This is a genomic window from Thermoflexus sp., from assembly GCF_042408815.1.
Lineage (GTDB): Bacteria > Chloroflexota > Anaerolineae > Thermoflexales > Thermoflexaceae > Thermoflexus.
On the sequence record NZ_JBHOQR010000026.1, the window covers coordinates 1 to 19,451 of the forward strand.

The 19,451-nt window shown below is 65.7% G+C and carries 18 protein-coding genes, 1 tRNA gene and 1 other annotated feature; of the genes, 11 read left to right on the plus strand and 8 right to left on the minus strand.

The window, feature by feature from the left end; genetic code table 11:
* Together ACFMO3_RS09180 and rpmB are read left to right on the plus strand one after the other, a co-directional pair.
* The coding region (locus ACFMO3_RS09180) for a DNA gyrase subunit A (RefSeq protein ID WP_376790113.1) at positions 1–2,023 on the plus strand (2,023 nt) is incomplete at its 5' end.
* A 77-nt stretch (positions 2,024–2,100) separates the two neighbouring features.
* Positions 2,101–2,286, plus strand: coding sequence for a 50S ribosomal protein L28 (rpmB, locus tag ACFMO3_RS09185; protein ID WP_376790114.1), 186 nt, complete (start codon positions 2,101–2,103; stop codon positions 2,284–2,286).
* 176 nt (positions 2,287–2,462) lie between these two features.
* On the opposite strand, the gene pyk is transcribed toward rpmB, so the two are convergent.
* From pyk to ACFMO3_RS09215, 6 genes are all read right to left on the minus strand, one after another.
* Positions 2,463–3,893: a pyruvate kinase gene (gene pyk, locus ACFMO3_RS09190; RefSeq protein WP_376790115.1), complete on the minus strand. Its 1,431-nt coding sequence runs from the start codon at positions 3,891–3,893 to the stop codon at positions 2,463–2,465.
* Positions 3,894–4,023: 130 nt separating this feature from the next.
* Positions 4,024–5,157 (minus strand): beta-ketoacyl-ACP synthase III, encoded by a 1,134-nt coding sequence (locus ACFMO3_RS09195; RefSeq protein ID WP_376790116.1) that lies wholly within the window; start codon positions 5,155–5,157, stop codon positions 4,024–4,026.
* 108 nt (positions 5,158–5,265) lie between these two features.
* Positions 5,266–6,513, minus strand: a complete 1,248-nt coding sequence (gene fabF, locus ACFMO3_RS09200; protein ID WP_376790117.1) for a beta-ketoacyl-ACP synthase II — start codon at positions 6,511–6,513, stop codon at positions 5,266–5,268.
* A 180-nt stretch (positions 6,514–6,693) separates the two neighbouring features.
* The gene (locus tag ACFMO3_RS09205) at positions 6,694–7,653 is read right to left on the minus strand and encodes a hypothetical protein (RefSeq protein ID WP_376790118.1); all 960 of its coding nucleotides are present in this window, start codon (positions 7,651–7,653) and stop codon (positions 6,694–6,696) included.
* Positions 7,654–7,801: 148 nt separating this feature from the next.
* Positions 7,802–7,874 (minus strand) — tRNA-Thr (locus tag ACFMO3_RS09210).
* A 118-nt stretch (positions 7,875–7,992) separates the two neighbouring features.
* The gene (locus ACFMO3_RS09215; RefSeq protein WP_376790119.1) at positions 7,993–9,153 is read right to left on the minus strand and encodes a type II CAAX prenyl endopeptidase Rce1 family protein; all 1,161 of its coding nucleotides are present in this window, start codon (positions 9,151–9,153) and stop codon (positions 7,993–7,995) included.
* Positions 9,154–9,299: 146 nt separating this feature from the next.
* Between ACFMO3_RS09215 and ACFMO3_RS09220 the strand changes: the two genes are divergently transcribed.
* From ACFMO3_RS09220 to ACFMO3_RS09245, 6 genes are all read left to right on the plus strand, one after another.
* Positions 9,300–9,956 carry a metal-dependent transcriptional regulator gene (locus ACFMO3_RS09220; RefSeq protein WP_376790120.1) on the plus strand — a complete coding sequence of 219 codons (657 nt, stop codon included), beginning with the start codon at positions 9,300–9,302 and terminating at the stop codon, positions 9,954–9,956.
* Positions 9,957–10,015: 59 nt separating this feature from the next.
* Positions 10,016–10,885 (plus strand): alpha/beta hydrolase, encoded by an 870-nt coding sequence (locus tag ACFMO3_RS09225; RefSeq protein WP_376790121.1) that lies wholly within the window; start codon positions 10,016–10,018, stop codon positions 10,883–10,885.
* 27 nt (positions 10,886–10,912) lie between these two features.
* Entirely contained in the window at positions 10,913–11,767 is an 855-nt protein-coding gene (gene yqeB, locus ACFMO3_RS09230; RefSeq protein ID WP_376790122.1) for a selenium-dependent molybdenum cofactor biosynthesis protein YqeB, read from the plus strand.
* A gap of 76 nt (positions 11,768–11,843) precedes the next feature.
* The gene (locus tag ACFMO3_RS09235; RefSeq protein ID WP_376790123.1) at positions 11,844–12,182 is read left to right on the plus strand and encodes a Rieske (2Fe-2S) protein; all 339 of its coding nucleotides are present in this window, start codon (positions 11,844–11,846) and stop codon (positions 12,180–12,182) included.
* Positions 12,179–13,330, plus strand: coding sequence for an N-acetylglucosamine-6-phosphate deacetylase (gene nagA, locus ACFMO3_RS09240; RefSeq protein WP_376790124.1), 1,152 nt, complete (start codon positions 12,179–12,181; stop codon positions 13,328–13,330). The genes ACFMO3_RS09235 and nagA overlap by 4 nt, the downstream gene beginning before the upstream one ends.
* 90 nt (positions 13,331–13,420) lie before the next feature.
* A complete protein-coding gene (locus ACFMO3_RS09245; protein WP_376790125.1) occupies positions 13,421–14,140 on the plus strand; it encodes an HAD family hydrolase in 720 nt (239 codons plus the stop codon).
* Here the strand turns inward: ACFMO3_RS09245 and hpt are convergent.
* Positions 14,137–14,670, minus strand: a complete 534-nt coding sequence (hpt, locus tag ACFMO3_RS09250; RefSeq protein ID WP_376790126.1) for a hypoxanthine phosphoribosyltransferase — start codon at positions 14,668–14,670, stop codon at positions 14,137–14,139. The two genes, ACFMO3_RS09245 and hpt, sit on opposite strands and share 4 nt — an antisense overlap.
* A gap of 128 nt (positions 14,671–14,798) precedes the next feature.
* On the opposite strand from hpt, the gene ACFMO3_RS09255 reads away from it, so the two are divergent.
* From ACFMO3_RS09255 to ACFMO3_RS09265, 3 genes are all read left to right on the plus strand, one after another.
* Positions 14,799–17,150: an endonuclease MutS2 gene (locus tag ACFMO3_RS09255; RefSeq protein WP_376790127.1), complete on the plus strand. Its 2,352-nt coding sequence runs from the start codon at positions 14,799–14,801 to the stop codon at positions 17,148–17,150.
* 101 nt (positions 17,151–17,251) lie between these two features.
* Positions 17,252–17,497, plus strand: a complete 246-nt coding sequence (locus ACFMO3_RS09260) for a Trm112 family protein (RefSeq protein WP_376790128.1) — start codon at positions 17,252–17,254, stop codon at positions 17,495–17,497.
* A 36-nt stretch (positions 17,498–17,533) separates the two neighbouring features.
* Positions 17,534–18,112 carry a HEAT repeat domain-containing protein gene (locus ACFMO3_RS09265; RefSeq protein ID WP_376790129.1) on the plus strand — a complete coding sequence of 193 codons (579 nt, stop codon included), beginning with the start codon at positions 17,534–17,536 and terminating at the stop codon, positions 18,110–18,112.
* 95 nt (positions 18,113–18,207) lie between these two features.
* Here ACFMO3_RS09265 and ACFMO3_RS09270 read toward each other — a convergent pair whose 3' ends face one another.
* Positions 18,208–18,888 (minus strand): prepilin peptidase, encoded by a 681-nt coding sequence (locus tag ACFMO3_RS09270; RefSeq protein WP_376790130.1) that lies wholly within the window; start codon positions 18,886–18,888, stop codon positions 18,208–18,210.
* Positions 18,889–19,078: 190 nt separating this feature from the next.
* Positions 19,079–19,367 (plus strand) — a binding site (T-box leader).
* The last annotated feature ends 84 nt before the right edge of the window (positions 19,368–19,451 follow it).

Below are 19,451 nucleotides of genomic sequence, written 5' to 3' on the forward strand. Positions count from 1 at the left end.
GTTGAAGGAGCCGGTGGTGCTGCCGGCGAAGGCGCCGCAGCTGCTGATCAACGGGGCCTCGGGGATCGCGGTGGGGATGGCCACCAGCATCCCCCCCCACAACCTGAGCGAGGTCTGCGATGCCCTGTGCTACATGATCGACCGCTGGGAAGAGCGGGATGAGGTGACCGTGGAGAATCTCATGGGCTTCATCCCCGGACCTGATTTCCCCACCGGCGGGCTGATCCTGGGCCAGGAGGGGATCCGGACAGCTTACGCCACCGGCCACGGCCGCCTGGTGGTCCGGGCGGTGACGCGAATTGAAGAAATGAAAGGCGGGCGCTGGCGGATCGTGGTGACGGAGCTGCCCTATCTGGTGAACAAGGCCGCCCTCATCGAGCGGATCGCCGAGCTGGTCCGGGAGGGACGGATCGATGACATCGCCGATCTCCGAGACGAATCCGATCGCCACGGGTTGAGCATCGTGATCGAGCTGAAACGGGGCGCCCGACCCCAAACGGTGCTTAATCAGCTGCTTAAATTCACGCCCCTCCAGACCACCTTCGGCGTCCAGATGCTGGCCCTGGTGGACGGCCAGCCGCGGGTGCTCTCATTGAAGCGGATCCTCCAGCTGTTCATCGAGCATCGGATCCAGGTGGTGACCCGGAGGACCCGTTATGACCTGGAGAAAGCAAAGGCGCGGGCCCATATCCTGGAGGGGCTTCGGATCGCCCTCCAGTTCCTGGACGAGGTGATCGCCCTGATCCGCCAGGCCCCGGACGCGGAGACTGCAAAAGCTCAGCTCATGGAACGCTTCGGCCTCACCGAGGTCCAGGCCCAGGCTATCCTGGATATGCCCCTGCGGCGGCTGGCGGCGCTGGAACGGCAACGGCTGGAGGAGGAATATCAGGGTCTGGTGGCCCGCATCGCCGAGCTGGAGGCCCTGCTGCTGGATCCCCACAAGATCCTGAGGGTGATCCGGGAGGAGCTCCAGCATCTGAAGGAGAAATACGGCGATCCTCGACGCACTCGCATCCTGCCTGAGGTGACGGCCGAGTTCACGGTCGAGGATCTGATCCCGGACGAGCCCGTGCTGGTGCTCCTCAGCCAGCGCGGATACATCAAACGGGTGCCGGTGTCGGCCTATCGGCCTCAGGGTCGGGGCGGGCGCGGGGTCACCGGCATGGCGACCGATGAGGATGACGCGGTGGCCAGCGTCTTCGCCTGCCGGACCCTGGATTACCTGTTCTTCTTCACCGATCAGGGCCGGGCTTACCGGATCCGCGCCTACGAGGTGCCAGATGCCGATCGCGCCGCGCGGGGGATTCCCATCGTGAACCTGATCAACCTGGCGGAGGGAGAACGGATCACCGCCGCTGTGGCCGTATCGCCGGCATGGATGGAAAGAACGGAAGCCGATGGAGGGGATCGTTATCTGGTGATGGCCACATGCCTCGGGAAGGTGAAACGGGTGCCCCTCAATGAATTCCTCACCACCCGATCTACCGGGCTGATGGCCATCCAGCTGGAGGAAGGCGACGTGCTCCAGGATGTCTGCCTCAGCGACGGCGCCGGGGATCTCCTCCTGGTCACGGCCCGCGGGCAGGCCCTGCGCTTTGAGGAGGCCGAGGTGCGCCCGATGGGCCGGGCAGCCGCCGGCGTGCGCGGCATCCGGCTGGAGGAAGGGGACATGGTGATCGCCTTGGATCGGGTGGATCCGGAAGGAGAGCTCCTGGTGGTCACAACGGGTGGGTTCGGGAAGCGGACCCCCATCTCCCAGTATCCTCGGAAGGGCCGGGCCACAGGCGGGGTGCGGACGATCGCAGATCGCCTGGAGGAGATCGGGGAGATCGCCGCAGCCCGCGTGGTGCAGCCGGGGGATGATATCGTGCTGCTCACCGCCAACGGGATGGCCATCCGGATCCCGGTCACGGAGATCCCTCAGGCCGGGCGAGCGACCCGGGGGAGCCGCCTCATCGCCTTAACGGAGGCCGACCGTATCGCTTCTATGGCCCGGATCCGCGCCCTGAAGGAAACCGATTGACGAAGAGGATTCACCCCGCTAAAATCTCAAGGCCAGGATTTTGCGGATGCATCATGCGACATGGGAGGGAAAGCGAGATGGCGCGGTGTGAGATCTGCGGGAAAGGAACCGCCTTCGGCAACTATGTCAGCCACTCCCATCACGCCGAACACCGGCGGTTCATGGCCAACATCCAAAAGAAGCGGGTCACCATAAACGGCGTCACCCGACGGATCCATATCTGCACCCGATGCCTGAAGACCCTGCATAAGGCCCGAGTCTGATCCTCCGATTGACGATTGGCGCAGAGGATCCTGGAACAGAGCCCTATGTGGCCTCATCTACCGGTTTGACGCTCCGCCTTCCCTGTAGATCATCCAGCCCGGCTCCCCTGCCCCTCGTGCCGGGGGGACGGGGGGTGCCCGAGGCGGGGAACTCCAAGCGCCGAAGCGGAGGGGGGCTACGCGGGAGCGGGTTCGATCCGATGCACCTTTAACAGGTTCGTATGGCCTGGGCGGCCGAAGGGGACGCCGGCCGTGATGAGGATGAGATCCCCAGGTTGGGCCAGACCGCGCTGCAGAGCCGCCTGGCTGGCCGCCCCCAGCATCTCATCGGTAGTGCGCACCGAGGGCATCAAAACCGGCTCCACCCCCCACACCAGCGTTAGCCGTCGCAGGGTCGCCGGGACCGGGGTGACGGCCAAAATAGGAACAGGCGGGCGATGGCGGGCGATCATCCGGGCCGTGTAACCCGACATCGTGGACGTGACAATCGCCCGGGCCCCGATCTGCTCGGCGATCTCCACCGTCGCCCGGCTGATGGCCTCCGTCACCTCTGCGGATCCCCCGATCAGGTCCAGCCACTGACGGTGGGGAAGCGCCCCCTCAGCAATCCGCGCGATCCGGGCCATCATCTGCACCGCCTCCACCGGATAGGTCCCCGTCGCTGTTTCCGCCGACAGCATGACCGCGTCCGTCCCGTCCAGGATCGCGTTGGCCACGTCGCTGGCCTCGGCGCGGGTGGGACGCGGGTGGCTGACCATGGAGTTGAGCATTTGCGTGGCAGTGATCACCGGCTTGCCCGCGCGGTTGCACAGCCGGATGATCCGCTTCTGATGGATTGGAACTTCCTCCGGCGGGATCTCCACCCCCAGGTCCCCTCGGGCGACCATCACGGCGTCCGCCGCCTCCAGGATGGCTTCGAAGTTCTCCAGCGCCTCCCGCTTCTCGATCTTGGCGATGATGGGAATCGACGCCCCGAGATCTTGCAGGAGCGCCCGGAGCTGGCGCACATCATCGGCGGTGCGCACAAAGGAGAGGGCGAGATAATCCATCCCCTGCTCCACCGCAAACCGTACATCCAGCCGATCTTTCTCCGTGAGGGCGGGTAGGGTCAGGGGAAGACCCGGCGCGTTGATCCCCTTATGGGAGCTCAATGTCCCGCCCCGCACCACCTGGCAGATCACATCCGTTCCATTGACTTCCTCCACCCGGAACTCCAGCAACCCATCATCCAAAAGCAGGACCTGACCAGGGCGGACCAGGGTGACCAGCTCGGGATGGGGAAGGTGAACCTCCTGGGGGCTCCCCGGGACCGGGCGGGTGGTGAGGGTGATGCGCTGGCCTGGGGCGATGGAGATGTATCCCCCTTCGATGACACCGACACGCCAGCGAGGGCCCTGAAGATCGCCCAGGAGGGCCACAATGGCCCCTTCCTCCTGAGCGATCTGGCGCACCATCGCTATACGGCGGGCATGGGCCGCGTGATCCCCATGAGAGAAGTTGATTCGGGCCACGCTCATTCCCGCCCGGATCATCGCCCGCAGGATCTCCGGGTGATCGGTGGAAGGACCGAGGGTGCAGACGATCTTCGTTCGCGGTCGCAGATCCATGGGCAAGCCTTCCGTGAAGGGAACTCCAGCGGAGCATAGATCCAAACCGGAAGGGTTCGCAAGCGCCTCTCCCCTTGTCCCCAAGGGCGGTGGACTGGACTCCAGGTCCTGAGAGCCCTCCGACCGGTGCTCACTCCCCTTCCTGCCGGAGGATCCGGCTTAGCCATGCGTCGAAACGCCTCCAGAGACGCATGAGGCGCGAGTGGAGCTGTGCAGGAACGTAAAGGGTGAGCCGAGCCAACTGCTCCAGCCAGAGCGGTCGCGGGCGGGCCAGCGGGGCGCCCCACTGAACCAGGGCCGCCGCCCATGTCAGGCCGGCCCCGAAAGCGACCATCACCATCCGATCTCCGGGCCTCAGACGCCCCTGCTGAACGGCCTCGCACAGCGCGATGGGGATGCTGGCTGAGGAAGTGTTTCCATACCGATCGATGTTCACAAAGAAGCGATCCATCGGCAGCCCCAATCCCTTCGCCGCCGCCTCGATGATCCGGATGTTCGCTTGATGCGGGATGATCAGATCCACATCCTCCAGGCGCAGGCCTGCTTGAGCCACCACCTCCCGGGTCGCTTTCTCCATCACCCGCGTGGCGAACCGGAAGACCTCGCGGCCGTTCATCCGGACGAAGTGGCACCCATCCCGGACAACTGCCTCTGAAATGGGCAACCGGCTGCCGCCTGCCGGCAGGATCAGCAACTCCCCTCCCGATCCATCGGCCCGGATCAGCGAGGCGAGCACCCCGCCGGGCGCATCGCTTCCCTTCACCACTACCGCGCCGGCCCCGTCCCCAAACAGGACGCAGGTGTTGCGATCGCGCCAGTTCACAATGCGCGAAAGGGTCTCCGCCCCGATCACCAAGGCCACCTCATGGGTGCCCGCGCGGATCGCCGCCGCGGCCATATGAAGCCCATAAATGAAGCCGGAACATCCCGCAAGCAGATCGAACGCCCCGGCCCGGGAGGCCCCGAGGGCATCCTGGACCAGACAGGCGGTGGAGGGGAAGAGGTGTTCGGGGGTCACCGTCGCCACCAGGATCAGATCCACTTCGCGGGGAGGGATCCCAGCGACAGCGAGGGCCTCCTCCGCCGCCGCGATGGAGAGTGTGGCCGTGCTCTCCTGAGGGCCCGCCACCCGCCGCTCCCGGATCCCCGTGCGCGTGACGATCCACTCATCGGAGGTTTCCACGAACTGCGCCAGCTCGTGGTTGGTCACCACCCGCTGAGGGATTGCCATTCCCCAGCCCACAATATGCGCATATCGCGCCATCCCCATCCTCCACGAATCGATCGTTCCCTCCCCAGGACTCATGCGGTGGGGCTCGAATCGGGAGAGCAGGGAGATCCCTCCCTAGAGCCTCATAGGGAAAATCTGACCTCAGGAGGCGCCGTCCTCGTAACGGCGGAAGATCACACAGGCGTTGTGACCGCCGAAGCCGAAGGAGTTGGACATGGCCACCCGCACCGGCTTGCGGCGCGCGACGTTCGGCACGTAATCCAGATCACACTCGGGATCGGGATGCTCATAGTTGATCGTGGGGGGAATGATCCCATCGGTGATGGCCCGAATACAGACGATGGCCTCGACGGCCCCCGCAGCGCCCAGCAAATGCCCGATCATGGACTTCGTGGAGGAGATGGGCACATCATAGGCGGCTTCCCCGAACACTGCCTTGATGGCCTGGGTCTCGCTTTTATCGTTGAGGGGCGTGCTGGTGCCATGGGCGTTAATATAGTCCACATCCCGCGGCGAGAGGCCCGCGTCGGCCAGGGCACGGCGCATGGCCAGCGCCGCCCCCTCCCCGTTCTCCAGCGGCGCCGTGATGTGATAAGCATCCGCCGAGGTGCCATACCCCACGACCTCCGCATAAATCCGCGCGCCCCGCGCCCGGGCATGCTCCAGCCGCTCCAGCACCAGGATCCCCGCCCCTTCCCCCATCACGAAACCATCTCGGGTCCGATCGAAGGGGCGGGAGGCCCGCTCCGGCTCCTCATTCCGTGTGGAGATAGCCCCCATCACATTGAAGGCAGCCACCGAGATCGGCAGGATCCCCGCCTCTGCGCCGCCCGCAAGGACCACATCCGCATCCCCCCGCTGGATCAGATGCATTGCCTCCCCAATGGCGTTGGTCCCACTGGCACAGGCGGTGACCACCGCCATATTGGGGCCCCGGAACCCATACGCGATGGCGATCAGGCCCGGCGCGGTATCCGCCAGCATCATCGGCACCATGAAGGGGCTGATCCGATCCGGGCCGCGGGTCATCAGGGTTTCCACGCCCTGAACCAGTGCGCCAATCCCCCCGATCCCGGTCCCCAGGATCACCCCCACTCGCTCCCGATCCACATGGGACGGGTCAAGCCGGGCGTCCTGAAGCGCTTGCTGCGCCGCTGCGAGGGCAAACTGGGCGTATCGATCCATCCGGCGCGCTTCCTTGCGCCCAAACCACGCCTCGGGATCGAAATCCCGAACTTCCGCCGCGATCCGGGTCTTCAACATCGAGGCATCGAAGAGAGTGATCGGCCCGACCCCGGACCGCCCGGCCACTACGTTCTGCCAGAAGGTCTCTACATCATTCCCCAGGGGCGTAATCGCCCCCATCCCGGTAATCACGACGCGCACCATCTCGGTCGCCTCCCCATCGATACGAGGGGTCCCGCTCTCCCCCCCACGCCGAACTGGAATCCGAAAGGCCGTTCATAAGAAAAACACCGGAAGGGCCTTCCCGTTACATGGAAGGCCTCAAAACGACGAACGGTCACCGGCAGGAGGATGAAGGGCGAGAACAGCGGCCCGAAGAGGGCCTCAGACGGTCCCGGGGGAACGGCTCATCGCCGCACGAAGCTGAGCCGCTCCGCCGATCCCCAGACCCAGGAAGGCCATCCCCATACTGAGGAGGCGTTGGAGGAAAGTGGGCATGGGGAAAAGGAAGAGCCGATATACGGGACGCGCGGTGAAGCGCAGGACATAGCCCCCTGGGAGGGCTCGCTCGAGCGTCTGGCCGTCCGCGAGCCGGGGCAGTTCTTCCTGCCAGACTACCGCTCCTGTTCCTTCCTCAAAAACCGTTAGCCATCGCCCCTCCTGAACCCGAAGGATCCGGCGGGCCTCCGGGATGGCGGCAAAGGCTTCCCCTTCCAGGGAGGGATACAACAAGATACGAGGGGCGAGCGGAGCATCCAGCGCTGCACGCAGGGGCAGCGGGCCCGAAGGGCCTGCGGCCTCCACCTCCAGCACTGAATGACTGCGCCCGGCGATCCCCCCATACGGCCCCAGGAGGAAGGGGAAGCCCCAGTGGAACATCGTGCGCCCGATCAGATCCCCCTGGCGCCAAAGGGAGAGGCCGTTCTCCTCCAGGACTAGCCGGAAGTCCCCTACGCGCTGCCCCTCCCCGGGGGCCAACGTTAGGGAGAGAGGCGGGGGCAGGTAACGTCCCAAGCCTCCCATCCCGATGGCGAGAACCAGGAGGGCAAAGCTGCAGGCCATCAACGGTCGGCGGGCCCGGGCCGCCTCCAGCGCGTGGACCAGGAAGCTCCAGCCCAGGGCGGCCCAGAGCAGCCGCCAGCCCGGCGTCTCCGTGAGGGACCACAGACCCAGACGCTCCAGGGGATCAAAGAGCGGGCCGAAGCGGAGACGGGCGCGAGCGACCCACAGCCCATAAGCCGGATCATGGGGAGAGGGCGCCTGAGGAGCTACCGTCATCCAGAGCAGCCCAAGGCTCAGCAGCAATGCAGGGATCCCTATCCCCCATCGGCTGGCCAGAAACATCCATCCGCTCGCTGGAAGCCGGATCCAGGAAGCTCCCAGACGGGGAGAAGCCGAGGATTCCGAACCCGAAGGAGCGATCGACACGGTCGGTGAAATCGAGGGCCCTCAAAACGAGAGATCCCCCGGATGAGGGGAGCGCATTGTGGAGAGCCACCTGCGGGATTCGAACCCGCGACCCCCCGCTTACGAGGCGGGTGCTCTTCCGGCTGAGCTAAGGTGGCATCTCGGATGAGCAAAGTTATTATACCGGAGAAGCCGGGGGCGGGCAATTAGGTCGGCTGCTCGGAGCCAGGACGACCCCTCCTCCTGAAATCCGCAGGAACGAAAAAGCACCCCGGATCACTGGAAGAACACTGTCCAGATCCAATCCACTATCGTATGCACTATGGCCGCCGCGGTGACCTTCCCCGTTTGCAGGTAAGTCCGCCCATAGAAGAACCCCGCCACAGTGGCCAGGATCGCATAGAGGCCGACCTTCGGAGGATTGTTCAGGTGGGCCAGGCCGAAAAGGATGGAGGAGAGGATCAGGGTGCGCAACGGGGGCCACCCCAGCGTTCGCTGCAGGTGCACATGCAGCGTCCCCCGAAACAGGATCTCCTCCGGGAGCCCAATGAACAGATAAATCGCCAGCAGGCGGATCAAGACCTCCGGGAAACCAGGGAGCGTGGCCGCCGGCGCGATGAAGCCAGTGAGCCGCCCGAAGGGTAGCGCGAAGGCCGCGAAACCGATGAGATTCAGCGCGATCACCCCCAGATCCCCCCATGTCCATCGAAAGGTGAACCCCAGATCCGAGAATCGCCCGGCCAGGATCAGCAACCACAGGAACAGGGTGATGACGGCGAGCTGCTCATACGATGGTCCCCCGGCAATCAATGGGCTCTCTGGAAGCCGCCGGAATTCCACAGCATACCACATGAAGAGAACCGCCCCGAAGAAGAGCAAATGGGATCGCCCCCGGGTCCCCGCTGGCCATCCGAGCACAAAGGGAAGCGGCCAGAGGGCAGCACCGATCCGGAACGCCCATCCCACGGGATCTGGGGGAGGCGGGCCGGGGATCAGCAGGAACGCCAGCGCCCCAGCGACCATCAGGCCATCGATCGCCTTCCACGAAGCACGGTTATGGATGACCATCACCGTGGGGATGAGGTAGATCCCCAGATCCAGAAGCAGCGCTCCGGGATCCAGGGGCGCTCCCTGAAGGATACGCAGCAGGCCGCCTCCGAACCACAGGGCGAACGGGATCCCGTAGATCCGACGGATATCGGCTCCCATCCAGCGGCGCACGGGATCCCCAGGGAGCCAGGCGCATCCCAGGTAGCCAGCCATTAGAGCGGCGAAGAAGCCGATCGCCGGAAGAGCAAGGGCGATCCGACCCCGTTGGAGGGCGAAGCCCCCAAAACCGAGGACCGCCGCGATCCATAGCCCCAGGCTGGGCCACTCCCGCCGGATCGCTGTGGAAAGCGCGGCGGCCTTCGCCCAGGTGTTCATGTGGGTCTCCATTCCGCCGTGTCCTCCCCCCAACCAAAGTTCTCCAAACCCATTGAACCCCCGTTTTGTTTATGTTACACTTTTAAACAAACGGATTGGAAAGACAGGAGGAACCACTGAACCGGCAAGAACACCTCGGCCGATCCCTCAGCCCGGGGATGCGGGCCTATCTGGCGGAGATCTATCGTATGGGTGAGGGAGGACCTGTACGGGCCGCGGCGCTGGCTCGACGCCTGGACGTCACCATCCCCGCGGTGGTCCGCATGCTGAACCGTCTGGAGTCCCACGGGTTGATCCAGCGGACCCGCCATGGGATCCTCCTGACAAAAGCTGGAGAACGGGAAGCCCTCCGGGGCATCCGTCAGCATCGCATCCTGGAAGCCTTCCTGACCCGCGTGCTGGGCATCGGTTGGGAGGAAGTCCATGCCCTGGCCGACCGATTGGACCCGGTGATCGACGAGGCGCTCTGTGAACGGATGTATGAGGTCGCCGGGCGCCCGACCCATTGCCCTCACGGGGATCCCATCCCCACGCCGGATGGGCAGATGCCGCCGCTTTCCGACATCCCGTTGAGCGAAGTCTGGATTGGCGCGCGGGGGCAGATCACCCGGGTGAAGACGGAGGATCCGGAACAGCTCCGATATCTGGGATCCCTGGGCCTGGTGCCGGGCACTGCCTTCGAACTGATCGCCCGCGCACCGTTCAACGGGCCGCTTCGTCTCCGCTTGGCCCAGCACGATGTGATCATCGGCCTGGAGCTGGCCCATCACATCCGGGTGGTTTTGGAAACCGAATCGCCCACCACCCCACTATGAAGGAGGCTCCAGGGCGAAGACAAAACCCTCGCTCCCCATCCTGATCCATGAGGCCGGCGATGACGACAGCCCGCACCCTGCTGATTGAGGATCATGGTCTTCCGCTTCATCTCTCGGTTTATGAACACTCCCCCCAGGCCCCGGTGGCGATTTTCATCCACGGCATGACCGCTCACGCTGGCTTTTACAGCGACATGATCCCGGGCGCGAACTTCCTCCAGGCCCTGGCGGAGGCCGGTCTTAACATCCTTGCCCTCGACCTCCAGGGACATGGGCGGAGCGGCGGCGCACGGGGGCGCTTTACATATGCCGAAGCGATACGAAACATCCGCCGGGCCGTGGACTTCGCCTTGGGGGCTTACCACGACCGGATCGGGATCACTGGATCCAGCATGGGCGGCATCCTGGCCTTCTACGCCGCCCTGGAGGATCCCCGGATCCGTGCGGCGGTCTGCCACAACGTGCTGGATCTACAGGACATCCGCCCCGTCCTGTATCTGCGCCGCCATTTCCTCCTGGTTCCCCTCGCGCGGGCGGCGCGGCCTCTCCAGCCCATCGTGGGCGAGCTCCCCATTCCGGTGCGCGCCTTCCTGGAGCCTTCCCACGTTTTTGAAAAGCCGGAGAACCGGCGTCGATGGCTCCAGGATCCCCTCTGTGTGTGGAGCTATCGTCTGAAGGCATGGATCTCCATGTTTCTGGAGCCCTCAGACAAGCCGCCTGTTGAGGCGATGACGAAGCCGGTGCGTATACTGGTCGGCGAGCATGACCGGATCCTTCCCGCGGATGCTCATCGGGCGTTTGCGGCGCGACTTCGCAGCCGGAACGACCTGATCATCGTGCCCGGGGCCGGCCATATGCTCCCCCTGGAGTATCTGGAGACCACGGTCCCGCTGGTGGCGGAGTGGTTTCACGAACATCTTCACGCTTGAGCCGTCTCCGCTCGCGCCGGGGAGCCTATGGCGGAGATCAGAATGGAACCCTTCGACGCGAAACCGAAGGCCGTGATGATCCGGGTGGCAGTGAAAGGTGGAGGCGATCTGGGGACGGGAGCCATCCTGCGGCTCCATCGAGCGGGGTTCCGCGTCTGGGTCACCGAGCTCCCCCAACCCCTGGCGATCCGACGGGCCGTGGCGGTGGCCAGCGCCATTTATGAAGGCGAGATCACCATCGAAGGCCATACCGCTCGCCGGGCGACGGATCCCGCGGAGTTCCCAGTCCTCTGGGCACGAGGAGAGATCCCGGTGCTGGTGGATCCGGGCGGGGAGAGCATCCGGCAATTGCGACCGGAGGTCGTGGTGGATGCGATTATGGCCAAGCGCAACACTGGGACCTCGATCGCGGACGCGCCGGTGGTGGTGGCCCTGGGGCCGGGCTTCACGGCCGGGGTGGATTGCCATGCCGTGGTCGAGACTGCCCGGGGCCATGACCTGGGGCGGGTCTACTACACCGGGAGCGCCCTGCCCGACACGGGCATCCCAGGGACGATCGGCGGGCACGATGTGTTGCGGGTACTGCGGGCGCCATGCGCCGGGCGCTTCCGGGGGATCCGGCGCATCGGTGACCGGGTGGAGGCGGGGGAGATCGTTGCATATGTGGATGAAACCCCGATCCGGACAGCGATCGCGGGGGTGCTCCGGGGGATCCTGTTCGATGGACTGGAGGTGACCCCCGGCCTGAAAGTAGGCGATGTGGATCCCCGGGCGGAAACCCGCCACTGCTTCACGGTTTCAGATAAATCATGGGCGGTCGGCGGGGGGGTTCTGGAGGCTGTGCTGAAATGCCTGCACGAGCGCAGATGGCTCCCATGGTAACCGGCGGACCTTCTATGGGCTCCTCACCCGGAAGGGGATGCCCCGGACCCAGAGTCCATGATTCGGAGGTGCTTCCTTGTGGATTGAGGTCGCAACGCTCGAGGAGATCCCGGTGGGATCTGCGAAAGTCTTCCAGGTTGAGGGCCGGGCGATTGCGCTGACCCGGGTCGGGGATCAGGTGTTCGCCTTCGGGGATGTCTGCACTCACGACGGCGGCCCGCTGGCGGAAGGGAAGCTGGAAGGCTATGTGATCCAGTGCCCGCGTCACGGAGCCCGTTTTGACATCCGAACGGGCCGGGTGCTCCGGCTGCCAGCCGTGGTCCCCATTCCCGTTTACGAAGTCCGGGTAGAGGGTGACCGGGTTTGGGTGAACCTGGAACCCGAGGGCGGATATTCTTCCGGAGGGAGCGGATGACCTCGCGCCCCGTTGCCATCCTCCATGCAGCGATCTACACTCCCACCCGACGGATCGAGGACGGAGCGGTGGTGTTCGCCGGGGGCCGCATCCTCGCCCTGGGCCCCACGCGGGAGATCCGCCCGCCCCGTCCGGCGGAACGGATCGATGCGCAGGGACGCCCTGTCACTCCCGGGCTGATTGACCTCCACATCCACGGCCTGGAGGGCTGCGATCTCTTTGGCCCGGAGCTGACAGAAGTGGCCCGACGTCTTCCGCGTTACGGCGTGACCGCGTTCGTCCCCACCACACTGACCATGCCGGAAGAGGAGATCCTGAAGCGCCTGCGGGCAATGGCGCAGGTCATGGAGACCCCACCGCGTGGAGCCCGGATCCTGGGGATTCATATTGAGGGCCCTCACCTTTCCCCGAAACGGCCAGGGATGGCAAACTCCGCATGGTTTCGTCCCCTGACCCCAGAGGCCGTCGCCCGCTATCAGGAGGCCGCCGCTGGATGCATCCGGTTATGGACCTTCGCGCCAGAGGAAGGGGAGGCGATGCAGGCCATCCCGGCGCTGATCGCCCAAGGGATCATCCCCGTGATCGGGCACAGCGACGCCACCTATGATCAGGCGATGGAGGCCATCCGGCGCGGGGCCCGCCAGATCACCCATTTCTTCAACGCCATGCGCCCCTTTCATCACCGGGAACCCGGGCTGTTCACCGCCGCCCTGCTGGAGCGGGAAGTGATCACCCAGCTGATCGCGGACGGGCAGCACGTCCACCCGGCGGCCATACGGCTGCTGTTCCAGATCAAAGGCTCCGCCGGCGTGGCCCTGATCAGCGACGCCGCGCCGATGGCCGGGCTGCCGCCGGGCCGTTACACCTGGCTGGGCTATGAGGTGATCGTGGCCGATGGACGCTGCCAGACGCCGGAGGGGGCGCTGGCGGGATCAATCGCCCTGATGAACGAGGGCCTGCGAGTGCTGATCGAGGAAGCCGGCATCGATCCCCTGGACGCCGTCCGAAGCGCTACCCTCACCCCTGCCCGCGCCCTGGGGCTGCGTCGGATGGGACAGCTGCGCCCGGGAGCATTCGCCGACGTGGTCCTGTGGGCCCGCTGGGGAACCCCTGAGGCCGTCTGGATCCACGGGGAGCGGATCGTATGAGGGGAGACCCGCCCTCCCTACATACCATTCGGCTCCGGGATGGGAGCCCGCCTGACCCCACGGGAAGCCAGCCGCTTGGGAGGATCGAAGATGCCGCGAGGTCCAGGATTTCTGTTCGATCTGGACGGCACGCTGGTGGATAGCGTCTATCAGCATGTGCTGGCGTGGCGCGAGGCGCTGGAGGCGGTCGGGATCTCCCTCTCGGTATGGCGGATCCACCGGCGTATCGGGATGAGCGGCGGATTGCTGCTCCGCGCCCTGCTCCGGGAGACCGGACGGGAGGTCACCCCAGAGGAGATCGCCCGGATCCAGCAGCACCACGCCGAAGCCTTCGCGCGTATGCTGGCCCAGGTACGCCCCCTCCCCGGCGCCCGGGATCTCCTTCAGACCTTGAGGGAGGCGGGTGTGCCATGGGCCATCGCCACCAGCGGACGTCGAGAGGTCGCCCAGCCGATCCTGAGCCTGCTGGATCTGGATCCCCACGTTCCGGTCGTGACGCGGGACGATGTGCAGTATGCCAAGCCGGATCCCGATCTGTTCCTGACAGCCGCAGAGCGCTTAGGGATCCCGATTCAGGAGTGCGTGGTGGTGGGCGACAGCGTGTGGGATCTGCTCGCCGCCCGCCGGGCCGGCGCCCTGGGCGTCGGCCTGCTGTCCGGTGGCTACGGGCGGGAAGAGCTGGAGCGGGCGGGTGCCTATCGGGTATATGAGGACCCGGCGGATTTGTTGCGCCACCTGGATGAGGTCGGAGTCCGTTCATACGAGGCGCGCAGCGACCCAACTCCAAAAGAAATCCCCGGCAAGACCTAATCCAGAAAGCGGACGGCCCCGATGTAAGGAAGATGACGATAGTGCTCGGCCCAGTCGATGCCGTAGCCCACGACGAATAGATCGGGGATCTCAAAGCCTCGATAATCCACCTGCACCGGCACCTGACGCCGATACGGCTTGTCCAGCAGCACGGCCGTGCGCAGACTGCGGGGGTTCTGTTGCCGCAGGTGAGACTGTAGATACTGCAGCGTCAGCCCGGTGTCCACGATATCCTCCACCAGCAGCACTTCACGATCGATCACCGGCGCGTTGAGATCTTTGAGGATGCGGACCACCCCTGAGGTCTCGGTGGCCGTCCCATAGCTGGAGCAGGCAATGAAGTCCACTTGGGCCCGCACGCCCTCCAGATGCCGGAGGAGATCAGCGCAGAACACGAAGGCGCCTTTCAGGACGCCCACCAGAAGCAGCTCCCGCCCCTGATAGTCCGCGGAGATTTGGGCGGCCAGATCCCGCACCCGTTCCGCCAGCTCCTCCGCGCTGATCAGCCGCTCGATCCGATGGGGCCGCATACCGGAAACCTCCCTCCTCGAGTTCCGCCGCCCTGATTATATCGGAGCTGTGTCCCGCCAGGCTCTGGAACGCCGGAGCAAGCGATCCGGGGTATGATACATGGGAGAATCCCCGATCGGAAAATCCCGTGCGCGAGCACGACCTGATCACGCTGGAATGGCCGAAGATCCTGGAGCGGCTGGCGGCCTTTACCGCCTTTGCCTGGGGCGCCGAGAAAGCCCGGGCCTTGCGCCCCTCCACGGATCTGGTGGAGGTCCAGGCCCGCCTGGCGGAGACGGAGGAGGCCCGCCGCCTGCTCGCCCTGGAGCCCAGCCTGGATCTGGGCGGGGTGCGGGATCTCCGCCCGTTGCTCCAGGCCGCCCAGCACGGAGCCTCCCTTCCACCCGCCGATCTGCTCGCCGTGCGGGACACCTTGAGGATCGCCCGGCGGATCCGACGCCTGCTGCTCCGGCGGGCCGAGGGGTTGCCCCATCTGGCTCGGCATGCCGAACGCATGCAGGAGTTCCCCGACCTGGAAGCCGAGATCGAGCGTTGCCTGGATGAGACGGGCGAGGTGAAAGACGAGGCCAGCCCTACCCTCCGCGCCCTCCGGTCGGAGATCCGCCGCTTGACCCATGAGATCCAGACCCGGCTGCAGCGCTATCTCACTGATCCCCGCTACGCGCCCTATCTCCAGGAGCCCCTGATCACCATGCGGGGCGGCCGCTTTGTGATCCCAGTCAAAGCCGAACATAAAGGGAAAATCCCGGGCCTGGTCCACGACAGCTCGGCCAGCGGAGCCACGCTGTTCATTGAACCGCTGCCCATCGTGGAGCTGGGAAACCAACTTCGGGCCCTCCAGGCGCAGGAAGAGAGCGAGGTGGCCCGCATCCTGGCATCTCTGAGCGCCGCCACCGGCGCGCAGGCGGAGGGGATCTGGCGCACGCTGGAAGCCCTGGCGGATCTGGACCTAACGCTGGCCAAAGCCCGCTACGCCCTCGCCATCCAGGCCGAGCGCCCGGAGATCATCCGATGGCCGGAAGAGCCCCCCGAGCGGCGCACCGTCTCGCCCCTCTGGCTGCGCCAGGCCCGCCATCCTCTCCTGGACCCGCAGCGGGTGGTGCCCATCGATGTCACACCGGATCCTTCCACATTCATCCTGGTCCTTACGGGGCCCAATACGGGAGGGAAGACCGTCACCCTCAAGACAGTGGGCCTGCTGGCCCTCATGGCCCAGAGCGGCCTGCATATCCCGGCCGCTGAAGGCTCCCGTCTGCCCGTGTTCGACGGGATCTACGCCGATATCGGCGATGAGCAGAGCATCGAGCAGAACCTTTCGACGTTCTCCGCCCACCTCCTGAACATCCTGAGCTTCCTGGAGTCCACCACCGCCCACTCCCTGGTCCTTCTGGACGAGCTGGGAGCCGGGACGGACCCCGTGGAAGGCGCCGCGCTGGCCCGGGCGATCTTGGAGCACTTCCATGCCCGGAAGACAACCACGCTGGTGGCCACCCATTTCCCGGAGCTGAAGCTGTGGGCCCAGACCACCCCGGGCGCCATCAACGCCAGCATGGAATTCGACCCCGAGACCCTGGCCCCGACTTACCGGCTTCGCATCGGTCTGCCAGGCCGATCCAATGCCTTCCTGATCGCTCGACGGCTGGGGATGCCAGAGGATTTGATCGCCCGGGCCCAGCAGTATGTGTCGCCCCAGGCCCTGCGCCTGGAGACCATCTTTACCGAGGTGGAACGGCTTCGCGAGGAAGCCGCCCAGGCCCATATGGAAGCCGAACAGGCCCGCGCCGCCGCCCGCGCTCTGGAGGAAGAAGGGCGAGCCCGCTTGGCCCAGATCGAAGCGGAACGGGAACGGATGCTTCAAGAGGCCCGAGAGCAGATCACCGCGCTGGTCCAGGAAGCCCGGAAGGAGATCGAGCAGATCCGCCGTTCGCTGCGGGCGGTGCATCAAGCAGAGGTGGAAGCCGCTCGACGCCGCCTGGAGGCCCTACAGGATCGCATGCGAGAAACGCTGGCCCGGGCCGCGCCACCCGTGGAGACCTCCGCGGAGCCCGGTTTCGCGGTGGGCGACCGGGTTTGGGTGCGCCCCCTTCAAATGGAGGGGGAGATCCTGAGTATGGAAGGGGAAGAGGCCGACGTACAAATCGGCCGGTGGCGGCTGCGGATGGCCCTGGCGGATCTCGAACGACGGGAGCGGCCCCAGCCTGCGCCTTCTTCCCCGGCCTCCGTTACGACGGTTCGGCCACCCCAGGTCCCTCTCGATCTCGATCTGCGGGGAATGCGCGTGGAGGAGGCGCTGCCCGTCCTGGAGAAGTTTCTGGACGAAGCCTTCCTCGCCGGCATGCCCTTCGTCCGGATCATCCACGGCAAAGGTACCGGTGCCCTGCGCCGCGCGGTGCGGGAACGGCTGAAAGCCCATCCGCACGTGGAGCACATGGAGCCCACGCCGGATGATGGGGCGACCGTGGTGCGATTCGCAAGGTGACGGAACCTCTCTCCCATCCAACATCCGTCAAAACACCTTGCGGATGCTCCGAGAGAGCAGGATGATTTTACCGGATATAGACCCTGTGAGGAGGTTCGACCATGATCAGTCCAGAGCTGCTGGAGATCCTGCGCTGTCCCCATTGCGTTTCCGGGCCGACCCGCAAAGAAGGGCTGGATCCCGGCCGGCTGGATCTGGTGAAGGAGGTGTGGCTGGTGTGCACGGAGCCGGATTGCGGGCGCAAGTATCCGATCCGTGATGGCATCCCGGTGATGCTCATCGAGGAAGGGGACAAGTGGCGTGACACCCCCGTGGATGCCCTTCCCGTTCCCCCGCCGGCCGCATGATCCATCCCATGATTTCGAGATCCGGCATCCATGGTCATGAGCACAGAGGAATGGCAACGCATATTGCGGGAAGATCCCGAGCAGGCCGAGCTCCGCATCTCGGATCTGCGGGAAGATCCAGAAGGCCTGCGCGCACTGGCCCATGCGCTGCTTCAGGACTCCGATCCGGAACTGCGGGCATGGGCCTGCCGGATCCTGGGGGAGGCACGGGACGTGGAGAGCCTTTCATCCCTGCTGCGCGCCCTGGAAGATCCGGAGCCGGAGGTGCGCGCAGCGGCCGCCTGGGCCCTGGGGATCCGTCCGGTGAGGGAGCAACAAGAGGCGGTGATCTCCGCCCTGCGGCGGCGTCTGGAGGATCAGCCCTGGGTGGCCTGGGTGGCCGCGGAGGCCCTTGCCCGCTACGGCGAGGCGGCGCTGGAGGCGCTGATCGACGGCCTTCGTCATCCCCATCCCCAGGTCCGCGTCCTGGCCGCCCGGGCGCTGGCCCGCATTGCCTCGCCCCGGAGCATCCCCGCCCTCGCGGCCGCCCTGGAGGATCCCAGCCTCCTCGTCCGCCACTTCGCGGAGGCCGGGCTGGATCGGCTCTCAGGAACATCGTGGATATGGTTAACTTAAGAAAGCGATGGCTGCCGCGCAGAGCCTGCCAGGGCGACCTCCTCTTCCCGGAAAACCGGGTCCGAATAGGGATCGCCCCGCAGACTGAACATCCTTCAACTGGTTATCCACCCCAGCAAACCGATCGCCCCGCCCAAGGCCAGGAACGGACCGTAAGGGATCGCTGTCTTCAGCGTGGCTCGTCGGGTCAGCAGGAGGAAAAGGCTTACCCCCCCGGCGATGAGGATCCCGTAAGCCAGCGCATGAAGGCCCTGGGGGAACCCGGTGGTCAGCCCGATGAAGGCGGCCAGCGTGGCATCCCCACCCCCGATCCCCCCACGGGTGAGCATGGCCATCAGGAAAAAGAAAACGAAGGCCCCCAGACCCATCAGCCACGCCCCCACGGGGCCTGCTCCCAGCCACGGGGAAACCGGCGCCAAGATGGCCGCCAGGGCCATGGCGGGAAGCATCACCGCATCGTAGATCCGTCGGCGCTCCAGGTCGGTGACCGTGACCAGAACCAGAACCGTCAGATACAGAGCGACCAGCCCCGCCCGGGTGGAGAGCCCGAAACGGGCAGCCGTCAGCCCCCAGAGGATCGGCACCCCCAGCTCTACGATCAGATCCCGCCGACGGGGGAAAGCCCCCGTTCGCACCGCTCGGATCCAGGCGGAGGGAAGGCCCCCGCCATCCTCCCACAACGGAACCACCCGGCGACGCGGCAGGGCATTCGCTAGGCCGTTGACCAGCATCCCAATGGGCCATCCAATCCATCCGAAGAGAAAGGCTTCGATCATCAGACCTCCAGGCTCCAGGCAAGGATCTGAACGGGAGGGGTCAGACCGTGAAGCGGCCTGCCCCATCGGCATCCGAGGGATGATCCCCCGGACTCCCTCATTATGCCACTAGAAGGCCCTGGGGGAGAACGGATAAAGGATTTGACACCTCATGCAAAGGCTGTTAGAGTATTAATGACAATGAAACACTCGAAAAGCGATGAAGGGGAAGAGTAAGGATCCAGCGCCGCCCAGAGAGTCGGGGTTCAGGTGGGAGCCCGATGCGGATCCTGGATCCTGAATGGGCCCCGGAGCTGCCGCCCGAACCGGAAGGCCTTCTTCCACAGTAGGCGCGGCCGGAGACGCTACCGTTATCGGCTGAGGGCTTCGCCCGGCTGACCGGGCAGCGCCTGCGACAATGAGGGGAGCCGGCTTCTCTACTGGAGAGGTCGCGCTCAAAAAGGGTGGCACCGCGGGCAATCACAGGGCCCGTCCCTTTGTGGGGCGGGCCCTGTTTGATTCTCCCGGAGGGTGCGGACTTCCTCTTCCTGAGGGGCTTTCGGGGCGCGAACTAGGACATCCCC